Here is a 16,998-nt window from a genome sequence, read left to right on the forward strand (position 1 = left end):
GCGATATGCCAAGGCTACGCCTATGCACGCCGTACCGCGCGACCGACGTATCGACAGCACCGTTGCGTTGTTGGCCGATCCCTACGGCTTTATCTCCAAACAATGCCGTGCGCTGGGCACCGACCTGTTCGAAGCACGCATACTGCTCCAGCCCACAGTGTGCATGACCGGCGCCGACGCGGCCCGGTTCTTCTACGACACCCGTTATTTCCAGCGCGCGGGCGCCGCGCCCGAGGCGGTGCAGGCCACCTTGTTCGGCAAACGGGCGGTGCAGGGACTGGATGGATCGGCCCACTTGGCACGCAAGGCCCTTTTTCTCAAGGCCCTGGACCGTTCCGCTTTGCAAGCGTTGTCCGACGGCGTGCGCCGCCAGTGGCATTCCATGCTGTCGGCCTGGACCCTCGGGCAGCCCGTCGCGCTGTATGAGGCGGCTCAGGAAGTGCTGGGCCGAGCCGTGTTCGAGTGGGCAGGGGTGCCCGTTCCCGAGGCTGCGGCAGGCGATCGGACGGCCGACCTCGTTTCCCTGTTCGACGATGCGGCGCGCGGGCTCGTTCCGCATCTGCAGTCCCGCCTGGCCAGGCAGCGATCCGAGCGCTGGCTTGCCGGCATCATCGATGCGGTGAGGCGGGGAAGGGTGGAGGCGCCGGCGGGCAGTGCCTTGCATGCCGCGGCGTTCCACCAGGGGGCCGATGGCGAGCCGCTGCCCAACCGTATCGCAGCAACCGAACTCCTCAATATCCTGAGACCGGTCGTGGCGATCTCGGTCTTTATTGTCTTCGTCGCCCACGCGCTGCATCGATATCCGGAATGCCGGGCCCTGTTGCGCACCGGCGACGCCGATTACCGGCTGTGCTTTCTCAATGAAGTGCGCCGCTACTATCCCTTTTTCCCCGCGGTGGCGGCGCGCGTCTCCGAAGATACGGAGTGGCACGGGATGCTATTGCGGCGGGGCACGCGCGCCATGCTGGATTTGTACGGTACCAATCACGACCCCCGCAGCTGGAGTGAACCGGAACGCTTTCTTCCGGCACGCTTCAGCCGGCGCGCTGCAAACGATTTTGATTTCATACCGCAGGGCGGCGCCGACACGCGGACCCACCATCGATGTCCGGGGGAGGACGCGACGTTGGCCTTGATGGACGTGTCGGCGGACGTGCTGCTCAATCACGTCGACTACGACGTAGTGCGGACATCCGAGGCGTTGGACATGCGGCGCCTGCCTGCTATGCCGCGAGACGGTTTTACGCTGGCGCCCAAGGCCATCCGGGCGTGATGCATCGCGCCGGCCCGGCCGGAGTACGCGCGGTATCGGGTACACCTCTTGCGGGCTATGTGGCTCCACCAACAGCAAGAAAGGTGAAACTCATGAAACGCTTGAGCTACTGCCGCACGACGCTTCTCGCCGCGCTGCTGGCCACGGGCACTCCGCTGGCTTTGGCGCAGTCCGGTTCGTATTCCGGCGGAACGACCGATACCGGCACGACCCGCTCAACCACGGAAAGCACGCGCGGTATGCAATCGCAAGATAAGACAGACGCCGATGCGCGGACCGACATGGGGCCGTCGACGGGCTCGTCGGGCAAGCCCTTGCCGGCCGGCAAGGGTTCCGAGACCCAGCCGGACTCTACCAGGACGCAGGGAGCCGTCGAGCACGAATCCAGGACCGACATGGGCCCCTCCAGCGGCGCGCCCGGCAAGCCGCTGCCTGCGGGACGCGGCGAATCAGGGGTGAGCAACCCTCCCAGCGAACGGTCCATGCCCGGCGGCAATGACAAGGATGCCCGGACCGACATGGGCCCTTCCACCGGCTCGTCCGGCAAGCCGCTTCCCACGCCGGACAGTGGAGGCTCCCAGTCCGGCGGATCGATGCAGCGATAAGCCGTCTATACGAGCCAAGCCCTTTCGCCCCTTCGGGGGCGTTGTCACCTGCCCCGGCGACGGACATGCGGTCCGTCGCACGGGGGCCGGCTTGCCGCTGCTCGGTGCGTTTGGCTACGGTCGGGTGTGATTATTGCTGATGCGCAGCCAGCCCTCGAGCCGAGGGCTAGCCGGCACACATTGAGGAGAACGCCATGCTAACTACGATAATTCTCGTTATTCTCGTCCTCGCCTTGATCGGGGCCCTGCCTGCCTGGCCCCACGCAGCCAATTGGGGATATGGGCCTTCGGGCATTATCGGCGTCATCCTTGTGGTGCTGATCGTGCTGCTGCTAATGGGGAGAATATAGCGTCGCCGGCACGGTCGTTTCGTCGACCGTGCATGGCGCCGTCCATGCACGGTCCAGCCTCTCCGGAGAGTACATGGGCGTCCAACCGAGCACTTACAGCCAGTCCATTGCGGGTGGGATCGGCTATCACGCTTCCCACGAGCAATTTTCCCCGTCCTCGTTGCTGGACCTGGTCAAGCAGGCACGCGACGGGGGCTTTGATGTTTTCAGCTGCTCGGACCATTTCCATCCCTGGAGCCGACGCCAGGGGCAGAGCGGCTATGCATGGTCCTGGCTGGGGGCTGCGCTGGCTTCGACCGATTGCGCGGGGGGCGTCGTCTGCTGTCCTTTTCTGCGCTATCACCCGGCCATCGTGGCCCAGGCGTGCGCCACCTTGCTCGAGATGTTCCCCGGCCGGTTCTGGATGGCCGTGGGCAGCGGCGAGGCATTGAACGAGCATATCGCCGGACCTTGGCCGGACAAGCCCCGGCGGCATGCGATGCTGCGCGAATCCGTGGAAGTCATGCGGGCGTTGTGGCGCGGCGAGGAAGTGACTCACCGGGGGGCCGTGCACGTGGACCGCGCGCGCTTGTATACCTTGCCGGGCCAGCCGCCCTTGCTGCTTGCCGCCGCGCTGACGCCCGAGACGGCCCGCTGGGCCGGCGAATGGGCAGATGGCCTGATCACCGTCTCGGGTGCGCGGGAGACGATGCGGTCGGTTGTCGATGCGTTTCGTGAAACGGCCGGCGTGGGCAAGCCTGTTTATCTGCAAGTGAAGATGGCCTACGCACGCGATGCCGAGACGGCCAGGATGCAGGCCTTTGACCAATGGTGCACAAACGTGTGCGACAGCCGTACCGCTGCCGATACGCTGACCACGGAGGCTTTCGAGCGGCAGGCGGCGGACGTTACGCCGGCCGATGTCGAGCGCGCAGTGCGGATCGCTGCGGACCCTGCGAGGCACGCGGCGTGGCTGGCCGAGGACTTCGAAATGGGCTTCGACGGCATTTACCTGCACAACGTCGGGACCAACCAGCAGGAGGCGATCGAGGTCCTTTGCGCCCAGGTGCTGCCTCAGCTCAGTAGCTACCGGCCCGCGGCCTCCGGCCGCTGAGCGCGCACCGGTCCTGTTTTCCCCGCACGCCGGCCCTTGCCAGAACGCACGGGTAGGGTGATACGCTTGGGACTCTCACAGGAGTCGGTCGCATGTTCTTGAAACCCATTATCGTGGCTACCGGCCTATCGCTGGTCGTGGCGGCTTGCGCCATCGTTCCGCGGCAAGAGGACGAAGCCTTGCGCCAAGCCGTCGCGAGCCCGGCGCGTACACCGGCCTTCGTCGCCCGCGATACCTATCGCAAGCCTTACGAGGTGCTGCACTTCTTCGGCATCGAGCAGGACGACACGGTGGTCGAAATTTCGCCGGGCGGCGGATATTGGACCGAAATCCTCGCCCCTTACTTGCACGACCGCGGTACTTACTATGCCGCCCAATATCCCCGCGAAGGCGGTGGCCGCCCCTATTACCGCCAATACTATGACAATTTCCGCGCCAAGCTCGATGCCGATCCCGGCAAGTACGGCAAGGTGCAGGTAACCGCCTTCGGCAAGGGCCACTACGACATCGCCCCGCCGGGTTCCGCCGACCTGGTGGTGACCTTCCGCAACCTGCACAACTGGATGCGCGACGGCTATGCCGAGGCTGCCTTTGCGGCGTTCTACAAGGCGCTCAAGCCGGGCGGCGTGCTTGGCATCGAGGCCCATCGCGGCCGCGACGACCGGCCGCAGGACCCTCAGGCTGCCGACGGCTACGTGCGTCAGGACTACGCGATACGGCTGGCCCGGCAGGCCGGATTCGTACTGGAAGGAAGTTCGGAACTGCTGGCCAATCCGCGCGACACCAAGGACCACCCCGCGGGGGTCTGGACCTTGCCGCCTACTTATCGGCTTGGGGACAAGGATCGTGAACGCTATGCGGCCATCGGCGAAGCGGACGGGCTCCTGTTGAAATTCCGGAAGCCGTGATCCCGCGCCTGCGTCAGGTCTTCGACGTCGGCAGTCTCGCGTAGCAGTGCTTGCAGATGGCGGCGGCCGGATGAACATAGTTGCCGCAGCTGGGGCAGGGCTTGCCGTATTTCTGGCGTGCGGCGGCCCGGGCCCTCGCACGCTGGCGGGCTTTGAAAACGATAATGACCACGCATACGACGGCCGCAGCAACGATCAGAAAAACCATGCGTTCCCCGTTCTATTTGCCGGACGGAGTATAGGTGGCCAATGTGATGGGTAATTTTCAAAAGATTTCAAATGTCAGGAAATCTATGCCGGCCGTCCCAAAGGGCGGGTAGGACAGCCGCCAGCCGCGGCGTGTTACGCATAGGCCTCATGCGAGGATCGGCGGTCACTGATGGGTGAAGTAGGGGCTGTCATGGCGGAACAATTGCCCTCGCGGGTCTTCCCCCGCTAGCGAACGGATACACATGGCTGGGGAAAAACCGGTGCCCAGGCGAGGCGAAAGGCGCTAGAGAGGCAGGCGATGCATCGCCCCGGTCCAGCTTCGCCCGTCAACCTTCCCAGTACCGTCCTGCAATCATCGCTTCCCGTACGTCGCCGGGCACCGCGATCGGCCGCATGGAGTTCATGTCGATGAATACCAGGACCAGCTTGGCGTGCACGCGGCGTGTGCCCGCAGGCCCCGCGCCGCGTAATTCGATGGCAACCTTCAACGAGGTGCGGCCCACCCCCTCGATGCGCAGTTCCGCTTCCAGTTCCTCGCCCAGGCGGCTGGGGGCGACGAAATCCACCTGGAGATTCACGATGGGGATGGCCACGCGGCGTTCCCCATGCAGCAATGCAAAACCCTTGCCTATGCCGTGTTTGAGCCAGTGCTCGACGGCGTCGTTGAGCATTTCCACATATCGGGGGTAGAAGACGATACCGGCCGGGTCGCAGTGCTTGAACCCGATCTCGATCGGCATGACGTGAGCCATTCCCATGCAATTTCCTTGTGGTTGCGCGTTGCTCAATTAAACCGCAACGGTGCGCGGGATTGCCATCACGCCGACTCTGCGCTTACGGCTGTTCCGTCAGCGGCGCGGCCAGCGCAGAGTCGGGCGCTTCCCGGTAGGCGCGCCAGGCATCGTGCCCGCCGAGCAGCGCCCAGGTATCGGCATAACCGGCGGTCCGCAGCCTCATTGCCAGCAGTGCGGCCGATATTTCGTTCGGGCAGGCGCAATACACGACGATGGGGGTGTCCGGAGGACCGAGCTCGAGATCGGCGATGCGGGCGTGAAGATCGACCGGCAGCGCACCTGGCAACGGATCCTGCGCCGGGGCGGGGCGGACGTCCAGCAGCACCGGCTTGCGGCCGGCCTGCTCCCACTCGATGAGTTCGTCCACGGACAGCCGGGGAACCGTGCGCAGGTACTTGACGATGCGCCACCGCTGGAAGATCCGGTAGGCGATGTACAGCCCCAGCAGGGTGCCCAGGAACAGGAGGCCCATCCGGCCATATTCGTCGATCGCCTGCAGGATGTCGGCCACCAGTGGATGGAACACGGCGCCCAGCAGAACGGCCGACCCCGCCCAGATCAGCGTGCCGGCGATCTCGTAGCCCGCGAACACGCGATAGGGGGCTCGCGTGAGGCCGGCCATGACGGTCGTCAGCGCTCCGGCGCCCGGCAGAAATTTCGCTACCAGCAACAGACGGGGGCCGACCTGGGAATAGCGCCCCTGGGTCTGGCGTATGCAGGAGTCAGGGGAGAGCGAAATGCGGCAGACGGTGCTGAGCAGCCGGGCGCCATAGCGCTGCCCGGCGAGATACCAGGCGCTGTCGGCGAGGACGCAGGCCGCAGTCGTGCCCAGTAGGACCAGCGGCCAGGAAAGTTCGCCCTGGGCCGCCAGCGCACCGGCCACTACGAGCAGCGGATAGGCCGGGATGGGCAGGCCGGCTTGCTCCAACAAGACGTTGAAGAATACCAACCATGCTCCATAAAGCACCAACAGCGTCTGCAGATCGTCCAAGGCGGCCTCCCGTCATCTCCGCTTTCAGGATGAGGCCGACTCTGGCCGAAACAAGCCTTGGGCGTGTGGGGTTTTTCGGCCGGGCAGGCTGCTTTGGGGACGGTCCGGTCCTCAGTCCGCGGTGATGTTGGCGGCGCGGACCACGTCCGCCCAGCGCTGGGCATCCTTGGCGACGAGCTTGCCGAATTCCGCGGGCGTGGCAGTGGCCGGCACCATGCCCTGCGCCTCGAATGCGGCGGCGGTGGCCGGCGCCTGCAGGATGCGGGAGATTTCCTGGTTCATCCGCGCGACGATGTCGGGCGGCGTGCCCTTGGGTGCAAAGACCCCGTACCACATGTCGACATTGCCGCCCTTGATGCCCGCTTCTTCCAGGGTCGGGACGTCCGGCAACTGAGGCAGGCGCTTGGCGCTGCCGGTGGCGATGGCTTTGAGCTTGCCCGCCTTGATCTGCGGAAGCGCCACGTGCACCGGCAGGAACATCGCGTCGATCCGCCCCCCGAGGATGTCGGTAACGGCGCCCGCCGTGCCCTTGTAGGGAACGTGCATCATCTCGACCCCGGTTTGTTGCTGGAACAGGGCCATGGACAGATGATGCGGCGTGCCGACGCCGGGGGTGGCATACGTGAGCTTGCCCGGTTCCGCCTTGGCGGCGGCAACCAGCTCTGCCACGGTGTTCGGCTTGCGCGAAGGCGGCGAAACCAGCAGCAGCGTGCCCCAGGAGGTCAGTGCGACGGGATCGAAGTCGCCCACCGGGTCGTAGGGCAGCGACTTGTAGAGGCTGCGGTTCATGACCAGGGTGTTCACCTGCACCATGAAGGTATGGCCGTCCGGCGTGGCGCGCGCCGCCCGTTCGCTGCCGATGTTGCCGCTGGCGCCGGCGACGTTCTCGACGACTACGGGCTGGCCGAGGGTCTTGGGCAATTGGGCGGATAGGTGGCGGGCCACCAGGTCGATGCCGGTAGCGGGCGTGTAGGGAACGATGAAGGTGATGGGCCGATCGGGCCAGGCGTAGGCGCTCGTGCAGGCGCAGGCCAGGGCAAGGGTGCCCAGAATACGCAAGGGTCGCATGATGTCTCCGGAAGGAAACCCGGCTTGGCCGGGCATGGTTTTCTTCCGTCAGTATGCGGGAAAAAGATATGCTTTGAGAAATGACTTTTTGTTCTCACCCATATCCTTGTCGATATAGGTGAGCATCTTCATGCCATGGATTGGACCCACCGCCTTCGGCTGCGCAACCTCCAGATGCTGCTCAGTCTTGCCCAGACCCGCAATATCAGCCATTCGGCCGCCGCCCTCAACACCACCCAGCCCGCATTGTCCAAATGGCTGCGTGAACTGGAGGACGACATCGGCCTGCCGCTGTTCGAGCGCCACGCGCGCGGCTTGCGTCCCACTACGTATGGGGAGGCCTTGATCGCCCATGCCAGGCGCATCGAGGCCCAGCTCGACCGCGCGCACAGCGAGATGGAAGCGATGCGCGAAGGCGGGAGCGGCCAGGTGCTGATCGGCACCTCGGGCGCCTCGGCGCCCGATACCGTGCCCTTGGCGATGCTGGCCTTGCTCAAGCGCATGCCCCAGGCCAGGATACGTGTGGTGGAAAGCACCATGGACCAATTGATCGAGCGCCTGGAGCGGGGCGACCTGGACATCGTGGTGGGGCGTTCCGCCCCGGAGCTGCACGATCGCGCGATACGCTCCGAAGCGCTGTACCTGGAGCCCATACACTTCGTCGCCCGGCCGCATCATCCCTTGTTCGAGAAGCCGGAGGCCGGCTGGGACGACGTGCTGGCGTATCGGTGGGTCCTGTGGCCCAAGGGCACGCCCATACGCAATGCCCTGGATGCCGCGCTGGCTGCAGCGGGCCGGGATGCGCGGGCCGATTACGTCGAATCGAACTCCGCCACGCTGAACGTCACGTTGCTGGCGCATAGCGACATGGTGGGCGTGGCCTCGCATCGGGCCGCCATGCGGCTGGTAAACATGAATGCGGTGCGTATCGTGCCGTTGCGGCTGTCGGGCTTCGGCTCGGTGGCGATGTACTGGCGCAATGACACATTGCGCCCCGCGGCGGTGGACATGGCGCTCGACTGCCTGCGGGAGGTCGTCAGGGAGCAGTCGGGAGACCGCTGAAGTGGCTGGCGCCGCGGATGCGGCCGCGGCGCCGAGCGAGGGGTCAGCGGGCGGGAGCGGCGCTGCCTTTCTTGTCGTCCTTCTTGTCTTCCTTGACGCGGTAGACCAGGACGGCCACGTGCGCCAGCGACAGGACCTTGGCCGTGACGCTGCCCAGAAGCAGGCGCGACAAGCCGCTGCGGCCGTGGCTGCCGATGAAGATCAGGTCGCAGCCGGTCTCGGCAGCAGCTTGCACGATGCCGTCGGCCACATTGAAGTTGGAAACGGACAGGGCCGTGCTCTTCACGCCGGCCGTGTCGGCGCGGCTGGTAACCGCGTCCAGGTACTTGGCGGCCTGCTCGGCCGAGGCCTTTTCGTAGGCATCGTCGGTGATCGCATAGGCGGCCGCCATGCCGTCGAAGCCTATCGTGGCAGCAAATGGCTGGGTCACGTGCAGGGCCACGATTTCCGCGTTTACCGAACGCGCGAAGCTTACGCCGGCGTTGGCCGCCTGGGCGGACAGCGGCGAGCCATCGGTGGGGATCAGGACTTTCTTGAACATGGCTTCTCCTTGAAGGTCACGAAGATGACCGCTCGCATGCCGGTGAGGTGTCGCGGGCGCTTTCGTCTACGCTACGCGTGAAGTACACCACATCTGGGCATCGCCTGTCTCGATGGCGTCAAGCCAGCACTTTGCGCAGGAATGCCGAAATATCGGCCAATTCCGGTGCACAGACCGAATGCGGCATGGGGTAGGCGTGCCACTCCACGTCGTAGCCCAATTGCCGCAATGCATCGCGCGAGGCGGCTGCCCGGTCCAGCGCGACGATGGGGTCGGCCGTGCCGTGGCCCATGAAAATGGGGGTGGCGGCATTGGCAGGATGTCGCTCGGCGGCGAAGCCCGTAGCCAGCGGCAGGTAGCCTGACAAAGCCAGCAATCCGGCCAGCCTGTCGGGATGGCGCAGGCCGGTATGCAGCGTCATGGCGCAGCCTTGCGAGAATCCCGCCAATACGATGTGCCGGCTGGCGATGCCACGCTGGTTCTCGCGGGCGATGAGCCCCTCGACGTGCCGCTGGGAGGTCCGGATGCCGGCTTCGTCCTCGCGCCGTACCAGGTCGGCCGCGACGATGTCGTACCAGGCCCGCATCGCCATGCCGCCGTTGATCGTCACGGGTTGCACGCTGGCGTGCGGAAAGACGAAGCGGATCGGCGGCAGGCCGCTCAGGTCCAGTTCTGGGACGATGGGTTCGAAATCGTGGCCGTCCGCGCCCAGGCCGTGCAGCCAGATGACGGCACGGGAGGGCTGGGGGCCGGTTTCGACTTCGACGCATTCAAGAAGAGGGTTCGCCATGGTCGGTGTCCAGGTTCGATGCGTGGTCAGGATGCGGGCCGGATCGCCGCCTTGGGACGGAACGCCTTGCAGACCGAGTCTTGCGTCTCGACATACGGGCCGCCGATGAGCTGGATGCAATAGGGCACCGCCGCGAAGATTCCGGGCACGGCCAGCGTGCCGTCGGCTTCGCGCAGGCCTTCCAGCGTTTCGCGGATGGCCTTCGGCTGGCCGGGAAGATTGATGATGAGCGCGGCGCCGTCGTCGGCCGATTGGCCGCGCTCGCGGATCACCGCGACCTGGCGCGAAAGGATCGCGGTCGGCACGAAGCGCAGCGATATCTGGCGCATCTGTTCGCCAAAGCCGGGCATTTCCTTGCTGGCCACGGCCAGCGTGGCTTCCGGCGTGACGTCGCGCCGGGCCGGACCCGTGCCGCCCGTGGTGAGGATGAGATCGCAACCGAGCTCGTCGCACAGCTCGATCAAGGTGGCGGAAATGGCGGGGGCGTCGTCGGCGATCAGTCTTTCGGTATAGCGGACGGGCGTGCGCAGCGCGCTGCCGAGCCAGGTCTTGAGGGCGGGAATGCCTTCGTCGGCATAGACGCCCGCCGATGCGCGGTCGCTGATGGATACCAGTCCGCAGAGCAGTTCGTCGGGGTGTTGGCGCACGAGGCGCTTGTCGGCTGTAGTCATGGCAATGCGAGTATCGAAGAAGAATCCGGTCAGGTTTCGTCGTCGCCGTCTTCGTCATCGTCCGGCAGGGACGGCGAGGCGGCGTCGGCGGCGGCTTGCAGCCGCTTGATCTCCTGGAACAGCGCGCGATAGTGCTTGCGCTGCGGTTCGCGGCCGGGAAGCAGCGCCGCGTTGGCAGCCTGTTCCTTGCGCGCGGCGCGTATCAGCGCACGCAGCGGCTGCGCCTCGGCATGCGGATACTGATTCATGAAGGCGGTCACGTATTGGTCATCGGCCAGCAGGCGGTCGCGCCATAGTTCCAGTTGATGGAAGGCGGCGATCTGCTCCATCGATTCGCCGTCCCATTCCGCGAGCATGGCCTGGATGGGCTCGATCCGGGCGTCGCGCATCAGCTTGCCGACGTACTGGAGCTGCCGGCGCCTGGCTTCGTGCGAGGTGATGCGCTGGGCCTCGCGCACGGCGTCATAGAGCCGCTCGGCCAGCGGCAGCTGTCGCAGCTTGCTGTCCGGCAGGCCCACGAGCCGTTCGCCCAATTCCTGCAATGCGGTCATCTGCCGCTTCAGCTGCGACTTGCTGGGCGGGCGGAATTCGTCTTCGTCGCCGGGGTCGCGAACGGCTGTGGAGGGCAAAGCAGAGTGTCTGGAGCGAGGCATGGTCGCGGGTGCGCGAAGCGGGTAGAGGTGGGCCACATTCGCTATCATAAAGCCTTGCCCGCACGGCGGGCCTCCATTAGCCAAGTTGCCCATGACCACTTCCCCGTCCCGCAGAAAAACGCCTTCTTCCCCCTCGGCCCGTCCCGCGTTTTCGACCGACCAGGCCGCCTTCCGCCAGCTTGTCGAGCGGGTACTGGAAGAGGCCAAGCGGGCCGGGGCGACCGACGCGGCGGCCGAGGTATCCGAAAGCCAGGGCTTGGCGGTGTCGGTGCGGCGCGGGGCGCTGGAGACCGTCGAGCAGACCCGCGACCGTTCGCTGGACATTACCGTCTACGTGGGCCAGCGCCGCGGCTCCGCCTCGACGTCCGATTTCTCCGACCAGGCGGTGCGCGATACCGTCCAGGCGGCCTATCACATCGCCCGCCATACCGCCGAGGACCCGGCGGCCGGCCTGCCCGATGCGGAACTGCTGGCGACGGAGTTCCCGGACCTGGAGCTCTATCATCCGTGGGGCCTCTCGGCCGAGGCGGCGGCCGAGCTGGCGCTCGAGGCCGAACATGCTGCGCTGTCCACGGACAAGCGCATCGCCAATTCGGACGGCGCGTCGGTGTCCTCGTACGAGGGGCATTTCATCATGGGCAATACCCGCGGGTTCTTGAGCGGCTATCCGTACTCGCGGCACTCGCTGTCGGTATCGCCCATCGCCGGGCGGGGCGACAACATGCAGCGCGACGACTGGTACACCAGCGACCGCAACTGGGCGAAGCTCGCCGATCCGGCCCGAGTCGGCCGCTACGCTGCCGAGCGCGCGCTATCGCGCCTGTCGGCCCGGCGCATTCGCACGGGCAGGTATCCGGTCCTCTTTGAAGCGCCGCTGGCCTGCGGCCTGCTGGGATCGCTGACCCAGGCCTTGAGCGGCGGCGCGCTCTATCGCAAATCGAGCTTCCTGGTCGACAGCCTGGGCCAGCAGGTGTTTCCCGAGCACATCGACGTCATGGAAGACCCCGCCATCAAGGGCGCGCAAGGCAGTGCCGCGTTCGACGACGAAGGCGTGCGCACCCGGGCCCGCAAGGTCGTCGAGGCGGGGATCATCCAGGGCTACTTCCTGTCCAGCTACACCGCCCGCAAGCTCGGCATGGCCACTACCGGCAATGCCGGCGGCTCGCACAACCTGGCGCTGACCTCGCGGTTCACGCAGCCGGCCGATGACTTCCGCGCGATGCTGCGCAAGCTGGGAACCGGCCTGCTTGTGACCGAGTTGATCGGCCAGGGCATCAACTACGTGAGCGGCGACTATTCCCGCGGCGCGTTCGGATACTGGGTCGAGAACGGCGAGATCCAGCATGCCGTGCAGGAAATCACGATCGCCGGCAATCTGCGCGACATGTTCCGCAGCATCGCGGCAATAGGCGCGGATACGCTCACGCGGGGAACCAAGACCACCGGGTCCATCCTGCTGCCGGAAATGTCGATCGCGGGCCAGTAGCGGCCGGCAGGCATGCCGTCTGCTGGAGAGCGGACCCGGCACGAATCCCCGTGCCGGCCACCAGGGAGCGTTTATGACATCAGGGCCATTGCATCGCATCGTGATCGCCGGAGGTGGCGCCGGCGGGCTCGAACTGGCGGTACGCCTGGGACGGCGCCACGGGCCGGAGCACGTGACCCTGATCGACGCTTCGCCTTTCCATATCTGGAAACCATCGCTGCACGAAGTGGCGGCCGGTACGGTGGACATCCACCGCGAGGGCCTGTCCTACGCGATGCTGGCGCATGACAACGGCTTTCGCTTCGTGCTTGGCGAGATGACCGGCGTCGACCGCCAGGCGAGGCAGGTCAGCGTGGCGGCGCTGCGCGACACGGATGGTTCGCCCATTCTTCCCGAGCGCGGCATTCCCTACGATACCCTGGTGCTGGCGATCGGCAGCCTGGGAAATTTCTTCAATACGCCCGGCGCCGAGCAATATGCCATTTCGCTCGATACGACCGACGCTGCCGAGCGTTTCCGGCTCGAGCTGCTCAAGATCATGGCGCGCGCTTCCATCGGCGCCGACGAGGCCACGCCGGGCGTCGTCAATGTCGTGATCGTGGGCGGAGGCGCGACCGGTGTCGAACTGGCGGCTGAGTTGCACGAGGCAGGACATACTATTTCCGCCTATGGCCTGCCCGGGGTGAGTCCGCAGAACTTGCGCATTACCCTCATCGAAGGCGGTCCCCGCATCCTGGGGCCGCTGCCCGAGCGCGTGGCGCGGGCCGCCGAAGCGTTGCTGACCGAGCGGGGGGTGCAGGTCGTGGCCGATTGCCGGGTGTCGGAAGTCACGCGCCATACCGTGGCGGCGCAAGACAAGGTGTTCGACGCCGACCTCTGTGTCTGGGCGGCCGGCATCAAGGCGCCGGCGCTGATGGACAAGCTCGGCCTGGAACTGAACGGCATGCAGCAAGTGAAGGTGGACGAGACCCTGCGCACGTCCGATCCCGATATCTACGCCCTGGGCGACTGCGCCGCCGCGCCCTGGCGGGAAACCGGCAAGACGGTGCCCGCCCGGGCACAGGCCGCGCACCAGCAAGCTTCCTACCTGGCGCGCATCCTGTCGGCCCGCATAGAAGGCAGCGCGCCGCCAGCCCAGCCGTTCCGTTTTCGCGATTTCGGCTCGCTGGTATCGATCGGCCATGCCGAAGGCGTGGGCAGCCTGATGGGCAATCTCTCGGGCCGCAAACTGCTGGTGGAAGGCTGGATCGCGCGGCTGATGTACGGTGCCACGCACTGGTCGCATTACGCCACGGTGCTCGGGTGGTGGGGCGCCACCCTGCGGTCTCTGAGCCGCTTCCTGAACCGGCGTTCGCAGCCGCGGGTCAAGCTGCACTAGGGGCAGGTCAGGGCGCGTCTGCCGCCTTCCACGTTCCCGACTTGCCGCCCCGTTTCTCCAGCAGCCGCACATCGCTCATCACCATGCCGCGGTCCGCGGCCTTGCACATGTCGTAGATGGTCAGCAGCGCGACTTGCACGGCGGTAAGCGCTTCCATCTCGACCCCGGTGCCGCCGACGGTCTCGGCGCGTACGGTGCAGCGCACGGCGCTATTGGCTTCGTCCACGACGAACTCGCAGGCGACGTGCGTCAGCGGTATGGGGTGGCACAGGGGGATCAAATCAGAGGTTTTCTTGGCCGCCATGATGGCGGCGATGCGGGCGATACCCAGCACGTCGCCTTTCTTGGCGCTGCCGTCGCGTATCAGCGCCAGCGTGGCGGGCTGCATGCGTATCGTGCCGCCCGCGATCGCCACCCGCGCGGTGGCCGGCTTGGCGCCTACATCCACCATGTGGGCCTGGCCGCTGGCATCGAAATGGGTCAAGGGGGATTGCGGCATCATTGTTCTCCGGTGGCCATGGGGGAGCCGGGGCGGCTGCTCCATTCGCTCCACGATCCAGGATAAAGCGCGGCGCCCGACAGGCCCGCGATCTCCATGGCAAGCAGGTTGTGGCAGGCCGTGACGCCGGATCCGCACTGGTGGACCACCTGCTGCGCGGGTGTCGTGCCCACCAGCGCGCCGAACTCGGCCCGCAGCTGCGACGCCGGCTTGAAGCGGCCGTCGGGCTGCAGGTTGTTGCGGTAGAAGCGGTTGACCGCGCCGGGAATGTGGCCGCCTATAGGGTCCAGCGTTTCGTTTTCTCCGCGGAAGCGGTCGGGGGCACGGGCATCGACCACCACACGGCCGGCGGACCGGCCGACGTTGGCCAGCATCTCGTCGTAGTCGACGGCAGCAACCAGCGGTGGGCGCAGGCTGAACGCTCCCGGTTGGGGTGCGCGGGCCTGTCCCGGTTCCAGCGCCAGGCCTGCCTCGCGCCAGGCGGCCAGGCCGCCGTCGAGCACGGCGCTGGCCTCATGCCCGGCCCAGCGCAACAGCCACCATAGCCGCGCCGCCATGGCGCCGCCCACGGCGTCATAGCACACCACCAAGGTGTCGTCGCGAGCGCCCAGGCGACTCATCAGGACGGCGAAGTCCTCGCGCCGCGGCAAGGGATGGCGGCCGTTGCGGCCGGTCGGCTCGCCGCTCAGGTCGCGGTCCAGGTGCACGTAGCGGGCGCCGGGGATATGACCGGCTTCGTAGGCGCGCTCTCCAGCGCCCGGGTCGGCCAGGTCGAAGGTGCAGTCGCAGACGAGCAGCGCCTTGCCCGACGTTTGCAACGCATGCAATGCCTGCGGAGAGATCAGGGGACTGGTGTTCATGGTGTTGGGTTATTTTTTACGTTTCGATACGGCGCGGGAACCCGCCGCCCAAGCTGGCTATCATACCGGTATGCGCAAATCCGAACGCCCCCCGTCGCTACGCCGCAAGGCGGCCGCCATGGTGCTGCCGGCCTTGCTGTCGGCCGCCGTACCCGCCTGGGCGCCGGCCCAGCCGGTGGGCCTTCCCGACCTGGGCGATTCGTCTGCGCAAGAGCTGCCGCCCCGGCTGGAACAGCGCCTGGGCGAGGCCATCATGACGGAGTCGCTGCGCGATCCCGCTTATATCGACGATGCCGACCTCAACCAGTACCTGACCGGTATCGCGGCGCAATTGTCGTCCCACGCACCTGCCGGAACCCCGGCGATCAACGTGTTTGCCGTGCGCGATCCCTCCATCAACGCGTTCGCGATGCCGGGCGGGTATATCGGCGTGCATACCGGCCTGGTGGTGGCTGCGCAGAACGAATCGGAACTGGCCGGCGTGCTGGCGCACGAAATCGGACACGTTGTGCAACGGCACATTGCGCGCGGCCTGGTCCAGCAGAAGCAGGACAGCCTGATCATGGTGGCGGCCCTGCTGGCGGCCCTGGTGGCTTCCCGGGGCAATTCGCAGGCGCCCGAGGCCGCCATGGCCTTCGGCCAGGCCGCGGCCATCAATTCGCAGCTGGGGTTCTCCCGCGAGGCGGAGCGCGAGGCCGACCGCACCGGCTTTCAAATGCTCGAGGCCGCCGGGTACAACGTCAATGGCATGGCGTCGTTCTTCGGCCGCCTGATGCAGGCCTCGGGCCTGAACGAAAGTACCGGGCAGGCGTTTACGCGAACCCACCCGTTGTCCATCGAACGCATGTCCGATATGCAGAACCGGGCGCGCGGCGTCGCTGCGCAGGTCCGCCCGAGTTCCTCGGATTTCTATTTCGTTCGAGCCAGGATGCGCGTCCTGCAGGCAGCGGGCAGCCAGGAAACACTGGAGGCGATCCGCTATTTCGAGAGCCGCATAACCGAGACCGATGGCATCGAGCGTGCCGCGGCCTATTATGGCGCGGCGGTCGGCTGGCTGCGCCAGCGCGACTTCGACAAGGCCAACGAAGCGTACATGGCCGCCACCTCGGGCGCGCGCACCCATTTCCTGCTCGAACGCCTCGCCATCGAACTGGCGCTGGCGCGCAACGATACCGCGCACGCCGTCGAGCTGGCCCGCAGCGCTTATGCGCGCTGGCCCCGGCAGCGCGGCCTGGCCGTCGCCGTGGCCGAGGCACTGCAGCGGGCCGGGCGCGACCAGGAGGCGGTCGGCTTTCTCCAGGAACAGATGCTCAAGTGGAGCGGCGAGCCGCGCTTCCACCAGATGGCGGCGGTCAGTTATTCGCGCCTGGGGCGCGTGGTGAACGAGCGGCGCGCCATGGCGGACTACTACGCCATGACCGGGGCGCTGCCTGCCGCGGTGGAACAACTGCAGCAGGCGCGCGCCGCCTCCAAGGACTTCTACGAGCAATCGCAGATCGACGCCAAGGTGCGCGAATACCAGCGGCGCCTCAAGGAAGAGCGCGACTTGCTCAAGCGCTTCCAGAGCTGAACTCGCAGCAGGCCCGGCAGCGCCGGGAAATCTGGCATGCGGTATTTACGCCCGGCCGGCCATTTTTTGCGCCATTTATATGCGCGGCTTCCTATAGTGGGGGCGTCTCAACTACCGAGGCCCACCCCGGGCCGTCTTCCTCCATGGCGCTCAGACCTCATGCCGCCGCAGCGCGGATACCGACGAACGAGCCTCC

Annotated in this window: 19 protein-coding genes; 9 read left to right on the forward strand and 10 right to left on the reverse strand. The window is 66.5% G+C overall.

Features of this window, described 5'->3' with window-relative positions:
- Positions 1–22 precede the first annotated feature (22 nt).
- The 5 genes from QHC78_RS13260 to QHC78_RS13280 all read left to right on the forward strand — a co-directional run bounded on the left by QHC78_RS13260 (position 23) and on the right by QHC78_RS13280 (position 4,229).
- Entirely contained in the window at positions 23–1,273 is a 1,251-nt protein-coding gene (locus QHC78_RS13260; RefSeq protein ID WP_319745248.1) for a cytochrome P450, read from the forward strand.
- Positions 1,274–1,365: 92 nt separating this feature from the next.
- On the forward strand, positions 1,366–1,878 hold the full coding sequence (locus QHC78_RS13265; protein WP_319745251.1) for a hypothetical protein: 513 nt from the start codon (positions 1,366–1,368) through the stop codon (positions 1,876–1,878).
- 194 nt (positions 1,879–2,072) lie between these two features.
- A complete protein-coding gene (locus QHC78_RS13270) occupies positions 2,073–2,228 on the forward strand; it encodes a DUF3309 family protein (RefSeq protein WP_319745253.1) in 156 nt (51 codons plus the stop codon).
- Between the two features lie 73 nt (positions 2,229–2,301).
- A complete protein-coding gene (locus QHC78_RS13275) occupies positions 2,302–3,321 on the forward strand; it encodes a TIGR03885 family FMN-dependent LLM class oxidoreductase (RefSeq protein ID WP_319745254.1) in 1,020 nt (339 codons plus the stop codon).
- Positions 3,322–3,413: 92 nt separating this feature from the next.
- Positions 3,414–4,229 (forward strand): class I SAM-dependent methyltransferase, encoded by an 816-nt coding sequence (locus tag QHC78_RS13280; RefSeq protein ID WP_319745256.1) that lies wholly within the window; start codon positions 3,414–3,416, stop codon positions 4,227–4,229.
- 13 nt (positions 4,230–4,242) lie between these two features.
- Here the strand turns inward: QHC78_RS13280 and QHC78_RS13285 are convergent, their stop codons facing one another.
- From QHC78_RS13285 to QHC78_RS13300, 4 genes are all read right to left on the reverse strand, one after another.
- Positions 4,243–4,437 (reverse strand): hypothetical protein, encoded by a 195-nt coding sequence (locus QHC78_RS13285; protein WP_319745258.1) that lies wholly within the window; start codon positions 4,435–4,437, stop codon positions 4,243–4,245.
- A 328-nt stretch (positions 4,438–4,765) separates the two neighbouring features.
- Complete coding sequence (locus QHC78_RS13290; protein ID WP_319745260.1) at positions 4,766–5,197, reverse strand: acyl-CoA thioesterase; 432 nt, start codon at positions 5,195–5,197, stop codon at positions 4,766–4,768.
- A 76-nt stretch (positions 5,198–5,273) separates the two neighbouring features.
- Complete coding sequence (locus QHC78_RS13295) at positions 5,274–6,224, reverse strand: DedA family protein/thiosulfate sulfurtransferase GlpE (protein ID WP_319745263.1); 951 nt, start codon at positions 6,222–6,224, stop codon at positions 5,274–5,276.
- Positions 6,225–6,335: 111 nt separating this feature from the next.
- Positions 6,336–7,292, reverse strand: coding sequence for a Bug family tripartite tricarboxylate transporter substrate binding protein (locus QHC78_RS13300; RefSeq protein WP_319745265.1), 957 nt, complete (start codon positions 7,290–7,292; stop codon positions 6,336–6,338).
- A gap of 135 nt (positions 7,293–7,427) precedes the next feature.
- Between QHC78_RS13300 and QHC78_RS13305 the strand changes: the two genes are divergently transcribed.
- Positions 7,428–8,354: a LysR family transcriptional regulator gene (locus QHC78_RS13305; protein ID WP_319745267.1), complete on the forward strand. Its 927-nt coding sequence runs from the start codon at positions 7,428–7,430 to the stop codon at positions 8,352–8,354.
- Positions 8,355–8,397: 43 nt separating this feature from the next.
- Here the strand turns inward: QHC78_RS13305 and QHC78_RS13310 are convergent, their stop codons facing one another.
- The 4 genes from QHC78_RS13310 to yjgA form a co-directional block, all read right to left on the reverse strand.
- Complete coding sequence (locus tag QHC78_RS13310) at positions 8,398–8,895, reverse strand: universal stress protein (RefSeq protein WP_319745269.1); 498 nt, start codon at positions 8,893–8,895, stop codon at positions 8,398–8,400.
- Positions 8,896–9,013: 118 nt separating this feature from the next.
- Entirely contained in the window at positions 9,014–9,685 is a 672-nt protein-coding gene (locus QHC78_RS13315; protein ID WP_319745270.1) for an alpha/beta hydrolase, read from the reverse strand.
- 26 nt (positions 9,686–9,711) lie between these two features.
- Positions 9,712–10,356, reverse strand: a complete 645-nt coding sequence (gene mog, locus QHC78_RS13320; RefSeq protein ID WP_319745273.1) for a molybdopterin adenylyltransferase — start codon at positions 10,354–10,356, stop codon at positions 9,712–9,714.
- Between the two features lie 29 nt (positions 10,357–10,385).
- Entirely contained in the window at positions 10,386–11,009 is a 624-nt protein-coding gene (gene yjgA / locus QHC78_RS13325) for a ribosome biogenesis factor YjgA (protein ID WP_319745275.1), read from the reverse strand.
- Between the two features lie 91 nt (positions 11,010–11,100).
- On the opposite strand from yjgA, the gene pmbA reads away from it, so the two are divergent.
- On the forward strand, positions 11,101–12,495 hold the full coding sequence (gene pmbA, locus QHC78_RS13330; RefSeq protein ID WP_319745277.1) for a metalloprotease PmbA: 1,395 nt from the start codon (positions 11,101–11,103) through the stop codon (positions 12,493–12,495).
- A gap of 73 nt (positions 12,496–12,568) precedes the next feature.
- On the forward strand, positions 12,569–13,873 hold the full coding sequence (locus QHC78_RS13335) for an NAD(P)/FAD-dependent oxidoreductase (protein ID WP_319745279.1): 1,305 nt from the start codon (positions 12,569–12,571) through the stop codon (positions 13,871–13,873).
- A gap of 7 nt (positions 13,874–13,880) precedes the next feature.
- On the opposite strand, the gene moaC is transcribed toward QHC78_RS13335, so the two are convergent.
- Together moaC and QHC78_RS13345 are read right to left on the reverse strand one after the other, a co-directional pair.
- Entirely contained in the window at positions 13,881–14,372 is a 492-nt protein-coding gene (moaC, locus tag QHC78_RS13340; protein WP_319745630.1) for a cyclic pyranopterin monophosphate synthase MoaC, read from the reverse strand.
- Positions 14,372–15,232 (reverse strand): sulfurtransferase, encoded by an 861-nt coding sequence (locus QHC78_RS13345; RefSeq protein WP_319745281.1) that lies wholly within the window; start codon positions 15,230–15,232, stop codon positions 14,372–14,374. The genes moaC and QHC78_RS13345 overlap by 1 nt, the downstream gene beginning before the upstream one ends.
- A gap of 70 nt (positions 15,233–15,302) precedes the next feature.
- Between QHC78_RS13345 and QHC78_RS13350 the strand changes: the two genes are divergently transcribed.
- Positions 15,303–16,802, forward strand: a complete 1,500-nt coding sequence (locus tag QHC78_RS13350) for a M48 family metalloprotease (protein ID WP_319745283.1) — start codon at positions 15,303–15,305, stop codon at positions 16,800–16,802.
- Positions 16,803–16,998 lie beyond the last annotated feature (196 nt).

The organism is Pigmentiphaga sp., assembly GCF_033795525.1.
Classification (GTDB): Bacteria; Pseudomonadota; Gammaproteobacteria; order Burkholderiales; family Burkholderiaceae_B; genus Pigmentiphaga.

Coding starts and splice junctions, on each gene's coding strand:
- QHC78_RS13260 (WP_319745248.1), top strand. CDS start 23: ATGCACGCCGTACCGCGCGACCGACGTATCGACAGCACCGTTGCGTTG.
- QHC78_RS13265 (WP_319745251.1), top strand. CDS start 1,366: ATGAAACGCTTGAGCTACTGCCGCACGACGCTTCTCGCCGCGCTGCTG.
- QHC78_RS13270 (WP_319745253.1), top strand. CDS start 2,073: ATGCTAACTACGATAATTCTCGTTATTCTCGTCCTCGCCTTGATCGGG.
- QHC78_RS13275 (WP_319745254.1), top strand. CDS start 2,302: ATGGGCGTCCAACCGAGCACTTACAGCCAGTCCATTGCGGGTGGGATC.
- QHC78_RS13280 (WP_319745256.1), top strand. CDS start 3,414: ATGTTCTTGAAACCCATTATCGTGGCTACCGGCCTATCGCTGGTCGTG.
- QHC78_RS13285 (WP_319745258.1), bottom strand. CDS start 4,437: ATGGTTTTTCTGATCGTTGCTGCGGCCGTCGTATGCGTGGTCATTATC.
- QHC78_RS13290 (WP_319745260.1), bottom strand. CDS start 5,197: ATGGGAATGGCTCACGTCATGCCGATCGAGATCGGGTTCAAGCACTGC.
- QHC78_RS13300 (WP_319745265.1), bottom strand. CDS start 7,292: ATGCGACCCTTGCGTATTCTGGGCACCCTTGCCCTGGCCTGCGCCTGC.
- QHC78_RS13305 (WP_319745267.1), top strand. CDS start 7,428: ATGGATTGGACCCACCGCCTTCGGCTGCGCAACCTCCAGATGCTGCTC.
- QHC78_RS13310 (WP_319745269.1), bottom strand. CDS start 8,895: ATGTTCAAGAAAGTCCTGATCCCCACCGATGGCTCGCCGCTGTCCGCC.
- QHC78_RS13315 (WP_319745270.1), bottom strand. CDS start 9,685: ATGGCGAACCCTCTTCTTGAATGCGTCGAAGTCGAAACCGGCCCCCAG.
- mog (WP_319745273.1), bottom strand. CDS start 10,356: ATGACTACAGCCGACAAGCGCCTCGTGCGCCAACACCCCGACGAACTG.
- yjgA (WP_319745275.1), bottom strand. CDS start 11,009: ATGCCTCGCTCCAGACACTCTGCTTTGCCCTCCACAGCCGTTCGCGAC.
- pmbA (WP_319745277.1), top strand. CDS start 11,101: ATGACCACTTCCCCGTCCCGCAGAAAAACGCCTTCTTCCCCCTCGGCC.
- QHC78_RS13335 (WP_319745279.1), top strand. CDS start 12,569: ATGACATCAGGGCCATTGCATCGCATCGTGATCGCCGGAGGTGGCGCC.
- moaC (WP_319745630.1), bottom strand. CDS start 14,372: ATGCCGCAATCCCCCTTGACCCATTTCGATGCCAGCGGCCAGGCCCAC.
- QHC78_RS13345 (WP_319745281.1), bottom strand. CDS start 15,232: ATGAACACCAGTCCCCTGATCTCTCCGCAGGCATTGCATGCGTTGCAA.
- QHC78_RS13350 (WP_319745283.1), top strand. CDS start 15,303: ATGCGCAAATCCGAACGCCCCCCGTCGCTACGCCGCAAGGCGGCCGCC.